Here is a 21,847-nt window from a genome sequence, read left to right on the forward strand (position 1 = left end):
TTTCAAAGTCTAAAGCCCTCAATATGAAATAAAATTGAGGGCTTTTTTATGACTACAACACGAGTTTCTATCTGCAATCATGCGCTTAGCTTGATTGGTGATCGGGGCATTACAGGCTTTGACGAAAATACTGCAACGGCTGAACGATGCAGAAGCCTGTACGATCAGACACGTAAATCCATATTGCGCGATCATCCTTGGTCATGTGCGAAGAAACGTACCATTCTTGCGCCAATTACCACACATCCTAGCTTCGGCTATGCACATGCGTTCCCATTACCAAGAGATTTTATTCGTATCATCAGTGCTAATACAGAGTGCTATGAAATCGAAGGTCGTCATATCCTTGCCAACCAAAATCAAATCAACCTCGAGTACATCTTTGATAACGACAATGAAGATGAATGGGATTCGATGCTGGTTGAAGCTATGGCGCTTAAATTAGCTTCGAGACTGAGCAAACCGAATACAGGAAGTGATGCAGCTGGGCAATCAGCATTAGCGGAATATGAGCGATTATTACGCCGTGCGCGTGCAATCAATGCACAAGAGCGACCTAGTGAAGAACTGCAATATGAGTTTTCACGCTACGTGGGGAGTCGTTACTAATGGCTAGACAGTGGTTATTAAAGAATAATCTCAGTAGTGGTGAGCTTTCACCCTTACTACATACTCGTACAGATGTTCAACAGTATGGTAACGGCGCTAAAACCTTACTCAATGCAATTCCATTGGTTGAAGGCGGTGCAAAGAAAAGACCAGGTACACGTTTCGAAGGTGTGATGGAGGGATGCTTAAGATTAATTCCATTCATTCCAAACTCTGAAAATGCATACATGATCATTCTCAAAGTTGGTCATTTGTATGTGTATGATCCACGTTCTAATGAAACTGTTTGGTCAGTAGAAACGCCATACGATACTGCTCAAAAAGTCAAAGAAATTCAATTTGCACATACTCGGTACCGCATGTATTTCGTGCAGGGTGATACGCCTGTCTATCGATTTATTTGTTCTGCAGACTTTACCAATTGGCAATTCAGTCCTTTCAACTTCACGACACAGCCTACAGATGAACTAGGATCATCGCCAAACGTTGCGTTGAAGCCATCAGGCACAGATGTTGGTAAAAATATTAGTCTGACCGCTACAGCTTTTCCATCTTGGAACAGTGCAGAGCAATACCTCATTGGTGACCGTGTAATTTATATGGGGCAAACATGGCGAGCGATAGTCGACAATAAAAACGCTATACCTGCTGAATCTGCATCACAATGGGAATTGGTGACCAATGTTGATGCTTCAGTATTCAATTCAAGTCATATTGGTGCAGTAGTCTCTATCAACGGTGGTCAGGTCAAGATCACATCGATCAGTTCACCTACAGTGGCTATGGGTGAAGTCATGGTCAAGTTGAATGCGGATGTACAAGCAATCGCAAAGTCTTGGACTTTGGGATCATTGGCATTTACATCAAGTACAGGTTATCCACGGACGGTTGTATTCTTCAAACAAAGACTGGTATTTGCAAACACAAAAACCAATCCAAATCAGATGTGGTTTAGTTCGATTGGAAATGACGGCGACTTTTTGGAATCGACTCAGGATTCAGATGCTTTCAGTATCGCTTCATCATCTGCGCAGTCAGATAACATTCTCCATTTAGCGCAACGTGGTGGCGTTGTAGCGCTCACTGGTGGCTCAGAATTCCTTATTAGCTCTACAGGTGCATTGACGCCAGCATCAGCGCAAATCGATCAACACACGTCATATGGTGTTCAAAAAGACGTGCGTCCATGCTTGGTAGGGAGTGAACTATTATTCGTCCAGCGTGGTGGTGAGCGCTTAAGAGCTTTGTCTTATCGTTATGAAGTGGATGGACTTACTTCACCAGAACTCTCTGCTGTAGCGCCGCATATTTCACAGAATCACGGCGGTATCAAAGAAATTACATATCAACAAACGCCGTACAGCCTTGTATGGATGGTGTTAGGTGATGGCAAGGTTGCAAGTATCACACTCAATCGTGATCAAGAAATGAATGCTTGGGCGCTTCATGATTTTGGTGCAAATGTAATTTCAATCTGTGCGTTGCCGACAAGTACTGGATCTGATCAATGCTTCATGCTTACTGACCGAAACGGCAGTACTTTTCTTGAAGAAATTACAGACAGTGCAATGAGTGACTGTGAATTTTTAGTCACAAATTCAACTCTCGATTCTAATATGCAGAAGTTGGTCGATCCGCTGTATAACTGGTCTGAATTTGATGGATTTTTCTATAGTGAAACTTATCCAGACGATGTTTCTTCCGCTTATGTAGGTCAGCCATTTGAGGTTGTGATTGATCTACTTGCACCTGATTTTAGTCAGGTACCATCGACCATGATGTTCCACAAAATTATGGTCCATGAAGTTGTGGTATGGCTAAACAAATCAATTGGCGGCTATGTCAATGAATATGAGTTTCAGCACAAACGAAATGATCAATGGGCTTTTCAAAATCAGCCATTTACAGGCTACACAGAAGTAGCACTAACTGGTTGGCAACCACTACATGAACTGCAAATTAAATTAACACACAACAAACCTTTGCCGTTTCACGTTCAAAGTATCTCTATGTTGGTATCAGTGAACGAGAAATAAAATGTATATACGTGCAGCAGAAGAACGTGACGTTCCAGTATTAGTAGATTTTGGTGAAAAGCTAACTCAAGAGTCTGAACGTTTTAAGAAACAAGGCTTTGATGCGAAAAGAACAGCCATGGTATTTGAAAAGCTTATCGATATGTATGGCTCAATCTTTGTCGCACTCGATGATGAATTCGAAGTTATAGGTGCATTGATTGGTGCAATGGATGTTGACTGGCGTTCAGGGCAAAAGGTGGCTTATGAGCAGGGTCTATATGTCTTGCCTGAGTACCGCAGATCAGGCGCAGCATCTGACTTGATTAAAGCTTTCATTTCGTGGTCTGAGTTGCAAGGTGCTGATCGAATTAGTGTCGGTACCATCACTGGCATTCATGCTGATAAAACTGTGAAACTTTATGAATCACTTGGTTTTGAACTCACTGGCTATGTATTGGAAAAGGATATTTAACTATGTGTGGTGGTCAAAGTGGCGGATTAATTAGCGATATTTTTAGCAGTGTTGAGAACTCGATGAACGCCGTTCAAACACGTGCTGAATCGAAAGGTAATGCAAAAACCGTTCAATCTGTGGCACGTGTCGAAGCTGAAAAAGCAAGACGCATGGCAAAGAATAATGCAGGTTCAGCACGTGCAGCAGCGGCAGAAAATGGGCTTGATGTGGATGTAGGTTCAGCAGCTGCAATTCAGGATGAATTTTTATCGGATGGTGCATATAACGCCTCGATCATGATTCAAGATGCAGCAAATAACGCATCAAACATTCGCAGAGCTGGAAGTATTCAATCAAATAGTTATGGGCTTAGATCAGCCAGTAGTGCCATTAGTGCAGGTGCACGTGTAGCAGGGTGGAAATAATTATGGTGATGATTCCTCGATCTCAAGGGCGTATTAATTCAACTCCACAATTGAGACAAAGCCCTGCATTTTCTGGACTTTCAAATTTAGGCCAAGCTATTGGTGGCGTTGTTGATGCTCGAAATGAATTAGCTACCAAAGAAGCTAAAGTCAAAGTCGATGATATCTTGACGGTAGAACTATCGGAGCAAGTTACAACGTTGAAAAATGAAGTGGCAAAAGGCACGATGGAGGCAGACGTTGCCAATAAATTATTAAGTGGTTGGTCAGAGAAGCGGTTCAAAGAAATTGAAAATGATCTACCACAGCATGCACGTCAGGATTTAAAAAACCATTGGACCAGTAATGTCAATCGTAATGGCACTGGCTTTCTGCCATTGCAATTTAAAGCGGATGAACAGCGTGGTCTAAATGTTGCTGACCGAATGACGGAAATCGCGACACGTATGCCACGTCAACAAGGATCAGAATATTTAAAAAATAATCTTTCGAGTTTGAATATCCCTGAGCATGTTAAGCAACAGCGTTTGAGTACTTACAACACATCAATGGATCTCATTGAAATTGATGGTCGTATTACCAAAGCGCTAGAAACCAAGAATACAGCTGATTTGCAATCATTAGTCACTGAACTAGATGAGGGTAAATACGGATATTTAGATGGACAACAAGCGCAGCAGAAGAAAGCTCAAGTACAAAGCCGAATTGATGCACTCAACAAACAATTGGAAGTTGAAGAAAACAAACGTGTTCAGATGGCTGGTAAGGTTTTTGGAGACTACAAAACTCAAGTGCTCACCGGGCGAATGCTTGATGATGAATATTCTTTGAATGTTGAAAAAGCTGTAACAGGTACTGAGCATGAAGCTGAATTTAAATTTTACAAGCAACAGTCTAATAATTTTCAGCACTTTACTCGGCTATCCACCCCTGAGCAACTGAAGCGTATCAATCAGCAAAAAGCCAAGATGGCAAATAGTCCATCAGCCGACCCAGCTACCGAAGAAAAGATTTTAGGTGTGTTTGAGTCGCTTCATGCTGAGAAGCTTGAGAAGATCAAAAAGAATCCTAATCAAGCTGTATCAGAAGCTGGTCTTAAAGTGCACCCACTTACACCAACTGAATTGCGTGGTAATCCTAAATCATTCGTTTCAAAAGTGATTGATAACGGCGTGAATCAGTTGGCTTTAAAAGATGCAAATCTCTCTGTACGTCCAATTTCAGAAGAAGACTTGCCAGAGGTGCGTAAAGCCTTTGAAGCAATGCCAGTAAACGAAAAACTGAATTTTATTGGTGAAATGATTGGTCAAACCAAAGGCGTTAAGGGTGGTGCATCTCTGTGGGGATCAGCTTTAGGGCAGCTTGGTTCAGGTGATAAATCATATGTAATGGCAGGAATAGCGAGATTAAATGGTTATAAGTCAAATCAAGGTGAAGATATAGCTGAAGCAATTTTAAGTGGTACACAGGCACTCAAAAACAAACAGTTAATTCTGCCAAGTGACAATCTGCTTAAACAGAAATTTAACGAATATGTTGGTTCTACAGTTTCAGGTGAAACTTCAAATATGACATTTGCAGCTTTTAAATCCATTTATGCGCACGTATCTGAGCGAGAAAACTTTCGCCATGTTGATTCCAATAGTGTGAATACTCAAATTGCTAACACGGCGCTAAGTATGGCGACAGGTGGGGTTTATAGTCAGGGTTTAAAATTTGGCAACCATGGTATGTCCAAACTTGATTGGAAAGTCTCTAAACCATATGGAATGCAAGATACTGACTTTGAAACTCATTTAGAAAAAGGCTACAACACCATATCTAAACAAACAGGTCTAAGTGTCGGTGAGTTACAAGATCTACGTTTACGCCGTTCAGACAAACGATCCGCACGTGGTGAAATTCAATATGACCTGATCGATGAACGTGGGAGACCTTTAGTTGTAAATGGCGCAATTTGGCGTATCAACCTGATTGGAGTAACTAAGTAATGAGCAATTGGTTATCTGAGTATTCAGGCGAAGAACAGCGTCAGATTGATGAATTAAATGCGAAAGGAATTGCGCATAATCCTACTGAACAACCTAAAAACGTGGGGCTATTTGATGGTGCTGTGAGTGCGCCGTTTCGTGGTGTTGCAGCAGGTTTTGCCAAAGTCGGTGAAGTGGTCATGGCACCAATTGACGCTGTAACAGACCGTGTTTCGCATTCTCTAAGAGATGTGCGAACTGAAGAATTTATAGAACCATATTCAGTCTATAAAGAGAAAAAGGATAAAGCGCGCGATGATCTAGTATATGGATCTATTGATTATCTTGAAGATAAAGAGAATACAGGAACTATCGGTAATATTGCGTTTAGTCTCGGAGATTACGCAACTCGAGCAACCTTAGGTGCAGCAGTTGGTGGCATAGGTGGTGCAGCAGCTGTAACAGGTTTGTCAGAAACGAATCACGTATATGGTGATCTTACTCGGCAAGGTGTAGATAGTGATACAGCAACTCAAGTTGCATTAACGGATGGTGCAGTTGCTGCAGTATCAACCGTGCTGCCAATGTCATATGGGTTTAAGGGTGCTAGTGGCTTAGTCAAAGATGGATTGCTTTCTATTGGGGGTGCTACGGCTTTATCTACGGCTGGTCAATATGCATCTAATCAAGCTCTCGAATCTGAGGGCTATGATAAACAAGCAAAAAAATATGAAGTCACAGGTGAATCGGTTGCTACTGATGTCCTACTCAATGCAATGTTTTTTGGTGCTGGTCGTTATGTTTCAAACATTTCTGCTGATCAAAAACATGCAGCATTGGCCGCTAATGAAATGGAATTTGAAGAAACACTAGCACCAGTAAACCCAGCCGATCCGATCCAGGCTAACAACCATTTAAAAAACCTAGATGCCTCAGTAGAAGCAATCCGTATGGGTCGACCTGTCAATGTAGTGCATCCAGTTAAGGGTGAGGAAAAGCAGAAGCCTGTACGTATTGCACCAAGCGAATACGACAAGATTCGTTATGATGATCCACGCTTGGATTCCATATTGCATTCAAAAGCCAAAGAAATGGATATGGATTGGGCTGTACCATTACTACTTTCAATTCGCCGTGCAGGTGAGAAGTCACATAACTGGCAAGTATCACCAGTGGGTGCGCAGTCGATTATGCAAATTATGCCTGAAACTAAGGCAGGTCTTGAGCGTAACTATAAAAAGAAATGGGATGTTAATAATCCTGAACATGCTACTGAAATGGCGCTATACCTTGTTCGGGAAATGTCACAACAGTATAAAACCAAAGACCCTTTGGTATTGGCTGCACACTACAATGGTGGCTTCGCAAATGGTAAAGCCATGCAGAAAAATGGTAAACCTAAAGCACAAGAAACCATTAATTACGTCAATCGTGTAAAGGATTTCATCAATACTGGTAAATATAAAAATTACACTGGTAATAATGTTACCACTGCCTATGGCATGGATGGGTCTAGCTATGAATTTGCTTATGAGGTTAAATCCCTTGATGAGCTGATTGCATCTAATGATTTAGCGTATGGTGTCAATCCAAACTATCCAAGTGAATTACAACCGCGTGATCGTACACGTGAAGCATCACGTCAACAGATCGAACAAATGGCGAATGAATTAAAACCTGAATGGTTGGGCGAGTCTTCAATGTTATCCAATGGTGCGCCGATCATTGGGATGGATGGTGTTGTTGAATCAGGGAATGGTCGTACATTAGCCATTGGTAAAGCTTATGAATCAGGCAAAGCAGATGCATATCAACAGTATGTTGCCGAATATGCATCATCTAAAGGGTTAGATATTTCTGGTATCAATAAGCCTGTTTTAGTGCGCACACGCCTAACTGATACTGACCGTGTACAGTTTGCACGTTTAGCGAATGAATCCGATGTTGCGCAATTTAGCGCGACTGAAAGAGCTGTTTCAGATGTAGATCGTTTGCCAGACTCATCAATGATTAACTTCAATGCAGATGGTTCGGTCAATTTAGATGGCTCAATGGATTTTGTGAGAGGCTTTATTTCATCTTTACCTAAGGCTGAACAGGCTTCGATGATGACTGCTGAGGGTAGGCTTAACCAAGATGGTAAACGCCGTATTGAGTCTGCATTAGTACAACGTGCTTATGGTGACTCCAGTCTGGTAACTCGTTTAGCAGAATCCTTAGATGATGATGCAAAAACTGTATTAAATGCATTGCTTCGTAGCGCTCCACAACTTGCACAGCTCAGTGATTTGGTTAAGCAAGGGGGTAGGCATCAAAACACTTTAGCAAGTGATTTAGCACAAGCAGCGCAAAAGCTAAGCGACTTAAAAGCGAATAGTCAAAACGTACAAGATTATTTGAATCAAGGTCAGTTAATTGATGATGGACTTACACCTGGTGCAAAAAACTTCCTCAATGTTTTTGATCAAAATAAGCGGAGTGCTAAGGGCATTTCTGAGAATATTCAAAAAGAAATAGATCGTATTGAATCGATGGGTGATCCACGTCAAGGTTCGTTATTTGGTGATGGTCCAGAGGAATCAGCCGCTTTGGATATTATTATGCAAAACCCTGATCAGGCTATTTCAGTTAGTCGAACGGATCCAAATGGCAATGCTGAAGAAATCACAATTACTTTACGTGAATATCTGAATGAGTTGGAAGCAGAAGCGAAACAAGCGGAAGCAGATACTTTAGCGACTCAGACGGCTATTAGTTGTGCTTTACAGTTTGGGGAATAAATCGTTTAATCATTAAGCGGATAGGGTCGCTCCCGAAAGGCATTTAACCAGAATGCTTTCCGTATTGTTGTCAGGTATTGCAGGGGTGCAAAATGTTAAAAAATTTAAAGGATATCTAAATGGAATATATTAAATCTTTTTTAGATATATTTAGGACTCATAATGTCTTGTTATATGTAGTTTGTATTACTACAGCTTTTTTATCTTACAATATTTTAGGGGCAGCAGATTTAACTGGTTATACAAGCATTAAATCTGAATATAAGAATTATACTGGATTAGTGTTTTTTATATCAGCTATTACAATATCGATCTTGATCGTTAGATCACTATTCAGTGCTATAAAAAATAGTAGAGAAAATAGTAAAATAGAAAAGTCATATCAAGAAAAGATTGAACAAAAAATAATAAATTTAACCAATAATGAAAAGGCAGTTTTACTACAGTTCTTTATTCAAAAGTCAGAAACAATTTGGCTGCCATACAATGCTCAAGAAGTAACTGAATTACTCAATGCAAATTTAATTTACATAGCAAATAACATATCTCAAATTACTCCAGCCGGTCACGCTTTTTTAATGAAATTAACCCGAGATAATATGCTTTTACTAGCTCAAAACCATCCAGAAGTTTTTTCGAGCGAATATAAACAGGAATTAATTGATAATTTGGTTAGCAAGCATACTCCACCATCCGTCATTGCCGTTATAAGAAATAGAAAAGTTTTTGGGTATTAATTTAAATTAACATCACCCAACAAACCACACTCTAATTAATGCTCAGATAACTTAAAACTATCTGAGCATTTTTTATGAAAGAACAATGTAAAGCCGCCGTAGCACAAGCGCTAGGAAAGTCACAACTTAGTATTCAAGAAGCAACCGATATTGAAAATCGTATCAAGGATGCTATGAAGTCTTTGGCAAAGCAGGATATGCAGACTTGGAGAAATCTATCCGAGTCAGAAAAGTTGATTAAAGCTGGGGAATTTGTAGCAATCAATATTCAAGAGCAACTTAAACGAAAGCATAAAATTGCTGCTCAAGATATCCTAACTCAAAATAAAAACCTAGCTTTGTTGGACCATCCGACTTTATCAGCAAGTGAAGTGGTAGATCGCATGGTTGCCCCGCATGGGGATATGTCAGGTATTCAGTCCCTTGACTCTAAGGCACGTGCTATTGCCTCTATTTATCGTGGTGAGCTGGTGGACTTCTATACCAACATCAAAGGCGGTTTAGGTGTATTTACCGATGCAGATCTAGTGCAAAAGATTGTACGTGAACGCTTTGGTGATAACACAGATGATCCACTAGCCAAGAAGATTTCTGACAAGATGGGAGAAGTCTTTGAAGGTATGCGTGAGCGTTTTAACCGATCTGGTGGTGATATTGGCAAGCTGGATGATTGGGGATTGCCGCAGACGCACAGCTTGGAAAAGATCGTCAAGGCAGGCAAACAGGTATGGGTACAGAAAGCAGAAGGCTTAATTGATACTTCAAAGTATGTACATGAGGATGGCACGTACTATTCACAGCAAGAAATACGAGAGCTACTTGAATACTCATATGATACTTTAAGTCTAAATGGTTCAAATAAAACAGAAGTTGGTCGTCAGTCTTTTGGGGGAAATTCAAAAGTAACCAGTCGACACAGTGAGAGTCGTGTGCTTCATTTCAAAGATGCTGATGCTTGGCTTGAATATCAGGCTGAATTTGGGGGAATGCCATTTGTTGATTTAGTTGAGGCGCACATTAATGGATTATCAAAGGATATTGCTGTAGTAGAAAATCTCGGGAGTAGTCCGAACAATGCTATGCGTATATTGAGGGATGCAGCCGATGCAAAAGATCGCGAAAAAGGGTTAATCAAAAAAGATAAAAATGAAACTATTGAGCGAGCTAAACTAATGTTCTCAGAATTCATGGGGGAAAACACACCTCAATCAGAAGTTCTGGCAAACCTTGGTCTAGCATATCGATCAATGAATGTGGCATCTATGCTAGGTGGAACCACGCTATCTTCCGTGACGGATCAAGCGATGATTGCTAAGACCGCTTCAATTCATGGCATCGCATACCGTAAAACTTTTGGTGAGCTTATATCTCAGTTAAACCCAAAAAATAAAGAAGATCGAGAGTTAGCTCATAGTCTAGGTTTAGCAACAGAGGAAATGCTTGGTTCAATTGCACGATGGTCAGATGATGGCCTTACTTCCGTGCATGGCAAATCACAGAAATTAGCACGTATATCAAGTGCTATTGCTACTCAAGTCATGCGTGTGTCAGGTCTAAATGCTTTGACTGCGGCTTCAAAAGTGGGCTTCACAAAGATGCTCATGGAGAAATATGGACGACTAAGCCGTGATAAATCATGGTCAGATCTAAATGCTGATGACCGTGAGCTCATGGAAAAAACAGGATTGAATGAAAGAGCTTGGGAAGTCATGCGATTGGCTGAACCAGTGGTGGATCGTAAAGGCAACCAGCTCATGTCTGCACGTTCAATTTATGAAATCCCAGATGAAAAACTTACACAATTTGGTGATCCCAAAAAAGTTAAAGATGAGATTGCATCTAGCTTTCAAGCTCACCTTCTGGATGAACAGGGGATGGCAGTCATAGAGGCTGGATTGCGTGAGCGTACATTGATAGGTGGAGGATTAAGAAAAGGAACAGGAACAGAGTTCCTATGGAAGGGTATCACTCAGTTTAAATCATTCCCTGTGGCATTCCTTATGCGTCATGGAAGCCGTGCAATGTCATTTGAAAAGGGGACCTCTAAGGCAGCATATGGAGCTTCTATCTTTGCAATGACTACTATCCTAGGTGCGTTGGTTGTTCAGTTAAAAGAGTTAGCAAATGGTAATGATCCTCAAACGATGATTGATAGTAATGATCCAAATAAAACCGCGGCATTTTGGATGAGAAGTGCAGTTCAAGGTGGTGGTTTATCTATTCTAGGGGATATTGTTGTTGCTGGAGCTGATCCATCTGGTAGAGGTATAACTGACTTTATGGTTGGTCCATTAGGTGGTGATATCAAATCTGTAGCCAATGTAACGATAGGCAATGCAATGCAATGGCACGAAGACAAAGATACAAATGCTGCTAATGAAGCTTATCGATTAGTTAAAAATAAAATTCCTGCACAGAATCTTTTCTATACCAAAGCTGCAGCTAATCGCCTAATCTTTGATGAAATGCAGGATATGATCGCACCTGGATATAGAGAAAAATTACTTCGTAAAGCTGAGCGTGATCATGATCGAACCCGATTCTGGGGCGATGATCTTGGTGATATTGAGACCCCTGATTTTGAGCGCATAATTCAATAGAGAAATCACCCAAATTTATCAATTTAAATCCCCTGTATATATGCCGTATATGCAGGGGATTTTTTTTATGCGCGATGAACAAATTGAAAAAATTGAAAATCTTGCTGAAGAAGTGACAGATGATTTCATTATCACAACGTGCAAGGCGATCAACACAACCATCCACACAAAAGAAGGTCGGGGAGATAAAGGGTTTCTATACACAATATCCCAAAAGCAAGCCAGCATTCTCGCCACATTAGAACGTATTCTGGCTTTTAAAAATGGAACTATTCAGCCTATTAGTGCTACAGCTGCGACACAGGAAAAATACGAACAGCAATTAATTAAAAAAGCTGAAGAAGAGGCGGCAAAACTTAAACAACGGTTGAGTTAATGACTAAACCTAAGATAACGTTTCTCGCATTTTTTTTAATATGGGCAGAATTGCAGGGTTGGAAAGTACCAACCTTTCACGTACTTGTATGCCTATTTTTAGAAAAGTTCTATTTAACAGGGCGAACAGCCTTGTTAATGATGCCACGTGGACACTCTAAATCTTCGATCTTGGACGTGTTTAATGCATGGGTAATTTACTGCTGGCCTAAAACCCAAATTCTTCATCAAGGCACTACTGATTCAGATGCGTATAAATGCTCAAAAGGTACTAGGGATGTATTAGAAAGACATCCTTTATGCATAAATAATCACGCAGTTAGTATTCGCCAAGGTGAGGTCGAGCGTTGGTTCGTGAACGGCACACCAGACGTACGATACGGCACTATGTTGGCTAAAGGAATCTTATCAGGCGTGACAGGCCACCGTGCTCACTTTATTCAGAATGATGACGTTGAAACCCCACAAACAACTGCAAATCCAGAGCAAAGAGAAAAGCTTCCGAAAAAACTTTCAGAGCAAACACACATTGCTATACCAGGCGCAAAAAAATTGTGGATTGGTACGCCACACACCTATGACTCTTTATACGAAAAAATAAAAAAGCAGAAACGTGTAGAAACATTCATTTTAAAAATGTTCGAGCACGAACGAAGAATTGAAAATGGTGTGGTTGGTCAAAAAGTAATTTTAGATTTTGAACCTAAACATAGCTTTAGCGGCATCGGTGTAGGATCAAAATATTTAAAAAAAGGTATTCATTATTTCTGTGAGCGTAAAGGTGAAGTTTGGGAAATAACACTCCTAGAGTCGCACTACATTATCGACTTTTATTCTGAGGGAATTTGGGAAGAACGTTTTACTGCAGAAGAAATGGAAATTCGCCGTGAGGAGTGTAAGACACTCAATGAATGGGATTCTCAGTATCAAATGCATGCTAAACCTATTGGTGATGTGAGACTTGATCCAGACAAAATGCTTGCATATGACTGTGAGCCTGTGCTCAAACGTGCGAATGGTGAACTATATCTGATGCTAGGACAACGCCGTATTGTTGGTATGTCTGCAAAATGGGATCCATCATCAGGTAAATTGAAATCAGATAAATCTACAGTAGCTCTGATCTTTCATGATGATCTTGGCAACAAGTACTGGCATCGATCCTTAGCTTTAACTGGTCCAGACATTATCACTGATCAAAACGGTGAGATCGTTGGTGGACAGGTTTGGCAATTAAGCGATCTCATTAAAGAATTCCATGTGCCGCGCATAGTAGTTGAAACAAATGGTATCGGTGGCTTTGCTCCAACTTCATTAAAAGCAGTATTAAAGAAAAGAAGAATACGATGTGGAGTAGATGAACAACATACTAGCTTAAATAAAAATAAAAGGATTCTAGAAGGATTCGAAGGCCCACTAATGTCAGGTCTTCTTTGGGCTCATATTTCAGTTTTGGTGACAGTAAATCAAAGTGGTGAGGAAGAAGATGCGCCACCAGCTAAACAAATGCGTGAGTGGAATCCAGCGATAGTAAGTCAGCCTGACGATTATTTAGACTCTGCAGCAGGTGCGATAGTTGACCAACCAGAACGTGTCGGAAAAATACACAGACAAAATGAGGTTGTAGAAGGACCTAATTGGAGAAGTGAAAGTGGTGTGCATGAAGCCACTTATGATTTTGAAAATTAGGGGCATACCATGGCAGTACCTGAGCAAACGCCATATAAAGAATATACAGCAAATGGCACGACTAACGAGTTTCCAACAACTTTTGACTGTGAATCTAAAGACCATTTAATTGTGATGGTTGATGATGATGAAGTTGAAGCAAGTACATGGCAATTCATTAAAAACTCATCAAATCTGCAAGGCTCAATTAAGTTTAATCATGCACCAGCTAACGGTTTAAAAATTACTATTCAGCGTAATTCACCAGCTCGCCGTGAAAGCCAATATTCTTCTTATAACAACTCATTCCGACCGCAAGCTATTAATGAAGACTTGGATCGTGTATGGCGCAAAGTTCAAGAGCTTGTGATAAGTGGAGTGTTGCTTAAAGGCTATGTGGATCGTCAGGATAATAAGTTAAGTCAACGCATAGACAGCCTAAACATCAAGGTTGATCAAAATAAGACGGCGACAGACAGCGCTATTAATGCTGCAAAACAATACTCAGACTCAAAGAATGATCAGCTTGAGTCTCGGCTGGGTAATCGCATCAATCAAAATGGCGAACGAATCTCACAAAATACAAGTGATATTCGTGATGTTAATAATCAGATTGATCAAATTCGAACTGGCGCAACACTAGGTAGCAAGGTTTACAAGGATACTGCTGAGGGGCTAGCTAATACTAAGAGTGGCGACTACTTTAGCGTTCGATCCAGCAATGATGATTCTTACATTGATGAATATTGGAATGAGGGTGGGGTTGCTGTACCAACAGGGAAGTCTTACCCATCGAGTAATGCAAAGTGGAGAACAAATCAAGTAATCAATCCAAATGGACTTGATCAGGAGACAATAAACAATCAGATCAAAACTCCTTTACAAGTTGCAGCGGATTCTACTGGTTCTACTGATGCAACTGTAAATATTGCTTCTTTGTTGGATCCTAGTGGCAAGCATGTTATTCAGATGACGAAGGGCGTTTATTTAGTTGATAGTGCAGTAATCCCGCCGAATACCATCGTTTATGCAAATGGAGCTATTTTTAAACGTCGTAGACATACAGATAAACCAACAGTTATTGTCTCTGAAAATAGTGTTTTATTTGGTGCATTTGTAGATGGTAATAAAGATGCTCTAGGTGCAGGTACGCATACATGTCGTGGGGTTGATTTGCGTAGAAACTCGTGCGCCATTTTTTGTCACTCATACAATAATGCGAGACATGGATTTTATGCAGTGAATGAAGATCTTATGATCTTCAATCCTCGTTCTGAAAATCAAAAAGCTCTTTTTTGTAAGTCATATAACAATGGCTTTAATCCGGGTGGAGGCGGGACTGGTGATGGCTTCTCTGCAATGAACTCAGATAATGTTCTATTTTTGGGGTGTGAATCTTGGAATAATGCTAGAACAGGTTTTGTAGCAACAACTTATGATAGAAGTACTACTAAAACAGATAAGTCTTACAGCAAAGGTGTAAGAGCATCACATTGTAAATCATGGGACAACGGTTACTCTGATTATAATTTTGAGGGTGTTGATCAAGGTAGGATGAATGATATCGAAGGTGGTTCTGTAACTTACAGTTTCAGCGCCAATGGAACGTTTAATAATATTTTTAGTGACTCTTTTTATGCACAAGACAGTGACAATCTTATTGTTAACAATGTGCGAATAGAAACAGATAACCCTAACTCAACATTCTTAATAACAGGGAAAACACCTAATGTTTCAAATGTTGATATTAAAATATCTGAAAGCGCAGATATTTCCAATCAAACTTCAACCGTTCAGATTCTTTCTCCCGATGATTCTGGTTGTGTGAGCAATATTCATGTTAACCGCGCTCATTTCGGTGTTCGATTAGGCGTTGCTGATGCTAGTAACATCAAAGTGGATACTGCTGTTGGTGGGAAAATACTTGTTACTCGCGAAGGTAATTCTTCGGCTATATTTGATAATCTTATTCAATTAAGTTCTGGTCGCCTAGAGATTAATCGCAATGGATTGCCGACAAGTGGCTATTGGAAAATCGGTGATATTATTTATCGAAATGATCAGTTTAGTAGAGGAAATCTTGGGTATGTTTGCGTAACATCAGGCATTGGTAGTGCTGCAAAGTGGGCTAATTTTGGAAACGTTGGCGCTGTTCCACAAGAGGCAACTTTTTTATCTAGCGAGCCGCAATCAAGTTTTAATGCTAATGATTTTACAGCTGGATCTAGTTATTATGCAGCCGCAAGTGATAGTAAAACATATATCAATCTTCCATTTGAGTTGGTTGATAATCGACTGATTATAGACACTAAATACAGCTCCGCAATCGGTCAAGGCTGGCTAGAGCAAACTGCTAAAAGTGTTCTCAGTAACAAGAGAGCTAGACGAATAAAAGGTTTTAATGGTTCTTGGACGCCTTGGGAATTAATATGAACAACCTCGAAACTGTAGCTAAAGCCATGACCTGGCTTGGTACACCGCACCATGAACAGGGGCTTGGGTGTGAATTTTAATTAATGGATGTTGCATGTCTGAAAAGACGCAGTTAGCCGTAGAAGCAGCGGTTGCTGCGTCTGCCGCTTCAAAATTTACATATGGGTGCCTTGGTTTCGGCACCATTTTTTAACCAACAAACCACAATGAACCCTGAACTTTAATTAGATCAGGGTTTTTTTAATGTCTGAATATAGGGGGCAGCATGTCATCAGAGCATGTGCAAACAGCAATAGAGACAAGTGCTGCAGTGACATCAGGGGCAGCAAAAACAACATTCGTTGCAGGTAGTGGGGCAGTTGCAGGGAAGTGGCTTGGCTTAGATCCGATCACAGCCATTGGCCTAATTGTCGGTGTGGGTGGTCTAATCATTTCGATCTTAGGTTTTTGTGTAAATTGGTACTACAAAGCCAAGGACGAGCGTCGGAAAGAAGAGCTACATGCATTTGAGCTTCGTAAAGCAGGAGGTCAGTGCAATGGCAAAACCTAAGCATTACGTCATCGGTTCATCTTTATTATTAGCAGTGGGCTTGAGTGGCGTAGGTGGTTATCAATACATCACTGGTCCAAGTGAAGAACAAATACAAGCAACAGCTTTAAAAGAAGGTTATACAGCGAGTCCTAAAATTCCAGTTAAAGGCGATGTACCAACCATTGGCCACGGTACCACTGTCTATCCAAATGGTATTCGCGTAAAAATGACTGACCCAGCGATTGACCGCAAGACTGCGCTTCAATATCTGAAGCTACACATGAATAAAGACGCACAGCGATTCAATAAAACCGTTCTGAATATTCCAATTTCTCAAGATGAATATGATCTATACATGGACTTCACGTACCAGTACGGCACGAGCGCTTGGTCTGGATCGTCAATGCTTCGTCATTTGAAAGCGCGTGAATATATTCAGGCGTGTAAATCACTTTTGAAATGGAAGTATGTGGCCAAGCGCGACTGCAGTATTCGTTCTAACAATTGCTATGGCGTGTGGACCAGACAAGTTGAGCGCTATAACAAGTGCATGGGGGTGAACTGATGTCAGCCTTTATCGCCAAGTTTTATGAACTAATTATTTATTGTCTTTTAGCGCTACTGGTTGCTATCGCCGTTTGGGGTGGTTGGCAGAAGTACAAACGCACCCAGGCAGAATACAGGGTATTGAATGCAGAAATTATCTGTCAGGGCAAGATCGATAAAAAACTGAAGCCATACCTTGATGCCGAGAAACGTGGTCGAGAAATTGCAAAAGAGGTGAGTGAAGAATATGAACAGCGCGAATCAAAAGAAAAAATTCGAGTCGAAAAAATTACAGTTGAAGTGCCAAAGATCATTGAGCGTACTGTTTATCTCAACTCTTGTTTTGATGATGACGGGATGCAACTCGTTAACGATCTACGATATACCAGCGAATCTTAAAACACGTTGTGAAGACTTGCGTGAAATAGATGGAGATACAGGTAAAGATATCTTACCTGTAATGATTGATGACCGCATTAAATATGGTGCATGCGCACGTAAACACGAAGCAATTGTTAAGATTATAAATGAGTCCTCCAAGTGAGGGCTAATTTATTTAAATATAATAAAATTTTTAAAAAACAGTTTTCTGCCTGATTCACTATCTATTAATTTATATACATATAAATCATAATTATTCCTATGCTTTAAATCATATACATTTTGTTTGTAATCACCATCGAGCATTAATTTTCTGAAATATAAATTACGTTTTAAATCGAATGCACTTAGAATTTTTTTCATTTGCGACCTCTATCTCTATATACCTTGTGTAGATGACTTTCCAGAACCCAAATATCACCATCAATGACAACTTTATTGCCATCGTAAAGAGATAAATTCTGGCCATAAAAATCTGTAATGTTATTTAGTTTCCCTTGATAATTATAGTTTGCCCAAGCACATCTACGATCACTGTGGTTTGACTCTTTGTGAAAAACGAGGATTACTTGAGGGTATTTAATCATCAGGAGTTTAATTCTCGGCACTAATATAATCTGGTATTTCAACAAAGTAAGCTTGATTAGTAGCAATGCTTACCCATTGCAACGTCCCGATTTTATTAATGAGTTTAATATTATTGTTATCGTATAAGCTGATTAATACATTATTATCATCAAAAAACCCAACATATTGAATAGCTGGATTTCTGTGAAAGTTTTCATACATTTTATGGACTTTAACTTTAACAATATTCATTATTTATCCTAATCACCTAAAAGGAGTTAAACCTTTTAAATGATTTAAGAATTCTGAGTTATAAGTTATTTTTTAACTTCGCCCTCAGTATGCTCTTTCGGAGCATCTTTAGTTTGTCTGTTCTCAGCATTTAATTGCTGTTCCTTATTTTTTTCTTGCTGAGTTTTTTGCGTATTATCGCCTGCAGGATTTGATTGTTGCTGGTTCTGTTGCTGGGTTTTAGAGTCACTTGACTTTGTGAAATTTGACATAATGATTGTCCTTGAATTGTCAATAGTATTATCGACAAACTCAGCATGTGCCTTATATTTATTAATAGATACCCTGAATATGTATCAAGATTTATAGTTTTAGAAATATTTATTATGAGTGCCTGATATTAATCGATTATTAATATAATATTTAAATTAATATATTTGTAATTTATAAAAACTCTTACCCATGCATTGTCATAAATTTTTACATTAGCAATTTAGCAGTAATTTCCTCATCAAACTCTATTACCCCAGTCTAGTACGATTCAATCTATAGATTGAAATTTTTTCAATACTTTGCAAGTTATGCTATCCGCTGAATTTTCAAAAAAGAGAAATAGCAAAATTGGGTAGGAAACCTTATAGGTAAAGTATAAAATTTCTTTAGTAACTTACTAACAATTAATTCTGATGAAAATGATCACAGAATTATTTTCTAAGACGTAAATATCTTCAGTCTACAAAAAATGAAGAGTCTACAAAAAAATAAATTTGTAGACTGATTTGTAGACTGATGAAGTGCAATTACACCTAAGTGGTAACAAATGTATGCAACTATTAAATAGTATTAAGTCATTGAAAATACAGGTAATTGCAATATGATACAAGCGTTGCCAATTAAAACAAAACTAGGTGGATTCTATTTTTTCTACTATGCGATTGTCGGTACCTTCATGCCGTATTGGAGTCTATATCTGCAAGATCAGGGATTTAGCTTTTTAGAGATTGGGTGGCTTAGTGCAATTGCAATCATGACACGTTTTTTTGCGCCGTTTATTTGGGGTTGGGTGGCGGATAAAACGGGTAAAAGAATGCTATTGGTGCGAATCGCAACATGGATGGAAGCGAGTATATGGTTCCTCATTTTTATTATACCCAATAATTTTCAATCAATTGCCTTGTTAATGTTGATCTTCAGCTTTTTTCAAAATGCGATACTTGCTCAATTTGAAGGCGTTACATTATTTTGGTTAGGCGAAAAACGAAATGAACTTTATGGCAAAGTGAGAAAATGGGGATCGATTGGGTTTATTGTTGGTGTTTTCTTTATTGGTCTAATTCTTGAAATCATCGATATTCACTATCTCCCGATTTTATTACTGAGTATTTCATTTCTAGCGTTCTTATGGTCATTTACAGTAAAAGAACCGAAGGGCGCACCAAAAGCCCAAAAAACACTTGAATCCATTATTCCAGTTTTAAAACAACCAGTTGTGAAAGCAATTTTCTTAATTGAGTTCATTATGTTGTTTGCTCAAGCACCATTCTATAGTTTTTATAGCAATTACTTACAGTCATCTGGATTTAGTACCACAGCAACAGGATTTCTTTGGTCAACAGGTGTTATTGCTGAAATCATGATGTTTGCCTATGCATCATTTTTTTTAAATCGTTTTACATGGCGTCAGTTGGTTGCGATTTGTTTATGGATGACTGGGCTTAGGTTTTTGATTGTTGGTTTATTTCCTGAAAGTTTTGCTCTCCAATTTCTCTCCCAGACAATGCATGCATTTAGTTTCGGTTTATTTCACTTATTGGCGATGCGCATTATTTTTGAGCACTTTTCTGCTGGGCAGCAGGGTAGAGCTCAAGCTTTGTATAGTACGATGTGGGGCTTGGGTGTGGCATCTGGAAGCGTATTGGCAGGACAATATTGGGAGCTGATTTCTGGTAGCTATATTTTTATCATTGCAGGAGCTTCAACGTTGATTGGTTTCATATTTTTATCCGCTTTACCAAATCTCAAGCCCACTGAAGCAAGATAATGACTTATGATGTTTGAGTAAATAGTAATTGCGGATCCACGCATAATCTATTTCGTCCTTCAGATTTCGCTTGATAAAGGGCAACGTCTGCACGATTAATCAATTGTTGGAATGGGGTGCCAGACGGAAGTTGTTGATAACTTAAACCTATGCTTACACTAATATTGAGATGTTGATTTTGCCTGATCATAATCGGTGTTTCTGCCACGCGGTCGCATATACGCTGTGCGATTTCAATGCAGGCTGGTAGGTTACTATCTTTAATTAAGATGGCAAATTCTTCACCGCCAACTCTACCGAATAAATCATTTGATCTAATTTGAGATCTGACGATATTGCTAAAGTCTTTGAGAACAATATCACCTATTTCATGTCCATATTGATCATTAATTTTTTTAAAGTGGTCAATATCGAGTAGTAGAATAGACACGCTGTGAATATTGGATTTCGCCTCCCTATGAGTTGAGTCTATCGTCTTTTCGCTTTCTTCATAAAAATATCGGCGATTCATAGTCGTTGTTAAACTGTCATGGTTCGCTAAATATAATATTTGGTGATATAGCTTTTGGCGATTCAAACTAATAATTGATAATGTTAGTGGGCCTAAAGCCAGCATGAAAAGACCGATGCGAACAGACAGTGTTGTCGAAATAAATGCTTCTGGAGATTCTGTTAGATAATATGCACTTAAGCTGTTGTATAAGAACATACATACAAAGCAGTTGATGATTGCAACCAACAATAAATTGTAGGTTAATGCTGCCCAGATGAGTGCTCCGATCGGGAACATGATGGCGCCAGGGCCAATAAAAAAGTGAGTTAGAATTACAGATACAACGACAAATATGAAGGGTAAGACAAAGGGCAAACTTAAACGTTGATTTTTTTGATTTACAAAATATTGTTGAACTGTAGTTTTGTTTGGTAATGCGAGAACAATAGGTAAAAAAGCGACAAAGTTAAGAATTTCACCACTCCACCACATGCCAAAATCAACCCAAATACGGCTGAGTTCCATAAAGCTGTTAGGAACATAAGGGATGGTTAAAATCGCAAAGGTTGGGCTCGCTAGGCACCCGCCAAAAGCACTAATTAAAAATAAGTAAACAAATGTAAGACCTTTATTGAATTCTTGATAATTGATTTTTAATCGGTTCAGTAGGTATAAGGTCACTAATGGGTTTAGCAAGTTAGCAAGAGTTAACAACCAAGTAAGTTGTAAAGTGTTGCCAGTACCTAGGTCTGCAAGCATATACCCAGAAAAGGCCCCAAGCCAGCCACCAAGATTATTGAGATAACTAAATCTTAAAAAAAGACCAAGTAGTACGGCATTTGCAGGCCAGAAAATTGCAAGAAATGAGAGAGGTCGACCAAGTATTCCAGCCAAAGCACAAAGTGTAATGATCAGCATGACAATCAAAAAAGATTGTGCATTGTTTTTAATCAGCTCTGTTCGTATCCATATGGTCATACTTAACGT

General features: G+C 39.4%; 18 protein-coding genes. 15 read left to right on the plus strand and 3 right to left on the minus strand.

The annotated features are described in order from the left end of the window. The first annotated feature begins 48 nt into the window (after nucleotides 1–48). The 14 genes from AC1M9I_RS01325 to AC1M9I_RS01390 all read left to right on the plus strand — a co-directional run bounded on the left by AC1M9I_RS01325 (nucleotide 49) and on the right by AC1M9I_RS01390 (nucleotide 17,546). Complete coding sequence (locus AC1M9I_RS01325) at nucleotides 49–609, plus strand: phage connector family protein (protein ID WP_481608513.1); 561 nt, start codon at nucleotides 49–51, stop codon at nucleotides 607–609. Continuing rightward, the gene (locus AC1M9I_RS01330; RefSeq protein WP_481610570.1) at nucleotides 609–2,645 is read left to right on the plus strand and encodes a phage nozzle protein; all 2,037 of its coding nucleotides are present in this window, start codon (nucleotides 609–611) and stop codon (nucleotides 2,643–2,645) included. Before AC1M9I_RS01325 ends, AC1M9I_RS01330 begins: the two co-directional genes overlap by 1 nt. 1 nt (nucleotide 2,646) lies before the next feature. Next, on the plus strand, nucleotides 2,647–3,099 hold the full coding sequence (locus tag AC1M9I_RS01335) for an N-acetyltransferase family protein (RefSeq protein ID WP_481610571.1): 453 nt from the start codon (nucleotides 2,647–2,649) through the stop codon (nucleotides 3,097–3,099). A gap of 2 nt (nucleotides 3,100–3,101) precedes the next feature. Further along, nucleotides 3,102–3,506, plus strand: coding sequence for a hypothetical protein (locus AC1M9I_RS01340; RefSeq protein ID WP_481610572.1), 405 nt, complete (start codon nucleotides 3,102–3,104; stop codon nucleotides 3,504–3,506). A 2-nt stretch (nucleotides 3,507–3,508) separates the two neighbouring features. Beyond that, nucleotides 3,509–5,497, plus strand: coding sequence for a methyl-coenzyme M reductase (locus tag AC1M9I_RS01345; RefSeq protein ID WP_481610573.1), 1,989 nt, complete (start codon nucleotides 3,509–3,511; stop codon nucleotides 5,495–5,497). Beyond that, nucleotides 5,497–8,256, plus strand: a complete 2,760-nt coding sequence (locus tag AC1M9I_RS01350; RefSeq protein ID WP_481610574.1) for a transglycosylase SLT domain-containing protein — start codon at nucleotides 5,497–5,499, stop codon at nucleotides 8,254–8,256. The genes AC1M9I_RS01345 and AC1M9I_RS01350 overlap by 1 nt, the downstream gene beginning before the upstream one ends. Nucleotides 8,257–8,375: 119 nt before the next feature. After that, nucleotides 8,376–8,993, plus strand: a complete 618-nt coding sequence (locus AC1M9I_RS01355; protein ID WP_481610575.1) for a super-infection exclusion protein B — start codon at nucleotides 8,376–8,378, stop codon at nucleotides 8,991–8,993. Between the two features lie 74 nt (nucleotides 8,994–9,067). Next, the gene (locus AC1M9I_RS01360; RefSeq protein ID WP_481610576.1) at nucleotides 9,068–11,593 is read left to right on the plus strand and encodes a hypothetical protein; all 2,526 of its coding nucleotides are present in this window, start codon (nucleotides 9,068–9,070) and stop codon (nucleotides 11,591–11,593) included. Nucleotides 11,594–11,660: 67 nt separating this feature from the next. Continuing rightward, entirely contained in the window at nucleotides 11,661–11,969 is a 309-nt protein-coding gene (locus tag AC1M9I_RS01365) for a hypothetical protein (protein ID WP_481610577.1), read from the plus strand. Next, nucleotides 11,969–13,657, plus strand: a complete 1,689-nt coding sequence (terL, locus tag AC1M9I_RS01370) for a phage terminase large subunit (RefSeq protein ID WP_481610578.1) — start codon at nucleotides 11,969–11,971, stop codon at nucleotides 13,655–13,657. Before AC1M9I_RS01365 ends, terL begins: the two co-directional genes overlap by 1 nt. Before the next feature lie 9 nt (nucleotides 13,658–13,666). Further along, the gene (locus AC1M9I_RS01375; RefSeq protein ID WP_481610579.1) at nucleotides 13,667–16,069 is read left to right on the plus strand and encodes a hypothetical protein; all 2,403 of its coding nucleotides are present in this window, start codon (nucleotides 13,667–13,669) and stop codon (nucleotides 16,067–16,069) included. A 265-nt stretch (nucleotides 16,070–16,334) separates the two neighbouring features. After that, complete coding sequence (locus AC1M9I_RS01380) at nucleotides 16,335–16,619, plus strand: holin (protein WP_481610580.1); 285 nt, start codon at nucleotides 16,335–16,337, stop codon at nucleotides 16,617–16,619. Beyond that, nucleotides 16,606–17,166 carry a glycoside hydrolase family protein gene (locus AC1M9I_RS01385; RefSeq protein ID WP_481610581.1) on the plus strand — a complete coding sequence of 187 codons (561 nt, stop codon included), beginning with the start codon at nucleotides 16,606–16,608 and terminating at the stop codon, nucleotides 17,164–17,166. The genes AC1M9I_RS01380 and AC1M9I_RS01385 overlap by 14 nt, the downstream gene beginning before the upstream one ends. After that, nucleotides 17,166–17,546 (plus strand): hypothetical protein, encoded by a 381-nt coding sequence (locus AC1M9I_RS01390; protein ID WP_481610582.1) that lies wholly within the window; start codon nucleotides 17,166–17,168, stop codon nucleotides 17,544–17,546. Before AC1M9I_RS01385 ends, AC1M9I_RS01390 begins: the two co-directional genes overlap by 1 nt. Nucleotides 17,547–18,122: 576 nt before the next feature. Here AC1M9I_RS01390 and AC1M9I_RS01395 read toward each other — a convergent pair. Further along, on the minus strand, nucleotides 18,123–18,347 hold the full coding sequence (locus AC1M9I_RS01395; RefSeq protein ID WP_481590017.1) for a hypothetical protein: 225 nt from the start codon (nucleotides 18,345–18,347) through the stop codon (nucleotides 18,123–18,125). Nucleotides 18,348–18,412: 65 nt separating this feature from the next. After that, nucleotides 18,413–18,598, minus strand: coding sequence for a hypothetical protein (locus tag AC1M9I_RS01400; RefSeq protein WP_481610583.1), 186 nt, complete (start codon nucleotides 18,596–18,598; stop codon nucleotides 18,413–18,415). A 605-nt stretch (nucleotides 18,599–19,203) separates the two neighbouring features. Here AC1M9I_RS01400 and AC1M9I_RS01405 point away from each other — a divergent pair. Further along, nucleotides 19,204–20,367, plus strand: coding sequence for an MFS transporter (locus AC1M9I_RS01405; protein ID WP_481610602.1), 1,164 nt, complete (start codon nucleotides 19,204–19,206; stop codon nucleotides 20,365–20,367). Between the two features lie 4 nt (nucleotides 20,368–20,371). Here the strand turns inward: AC1M9I_RS01405 and AC1M9I_RS01410 are convergent, their stop codons facing one another. Beyond that, nucleotides 20,372–21,838, minus strand: coding sequence for a GGDEF domain-containing protein (locus AC1M9I_RS01410; RefSeq protein WP_481607350.1), 1,467 nt, complete (start codon nucleotides 21,836–21,838; stop codon nucleotides 20,372–20,374). Nucleotides 21,839–21,847: the final 9 nt, after the last annotated feature.

The sequence above is a fragment of the Acinetobacter sp. ANC_7553 genome (genome assembly GCF_056779895.1).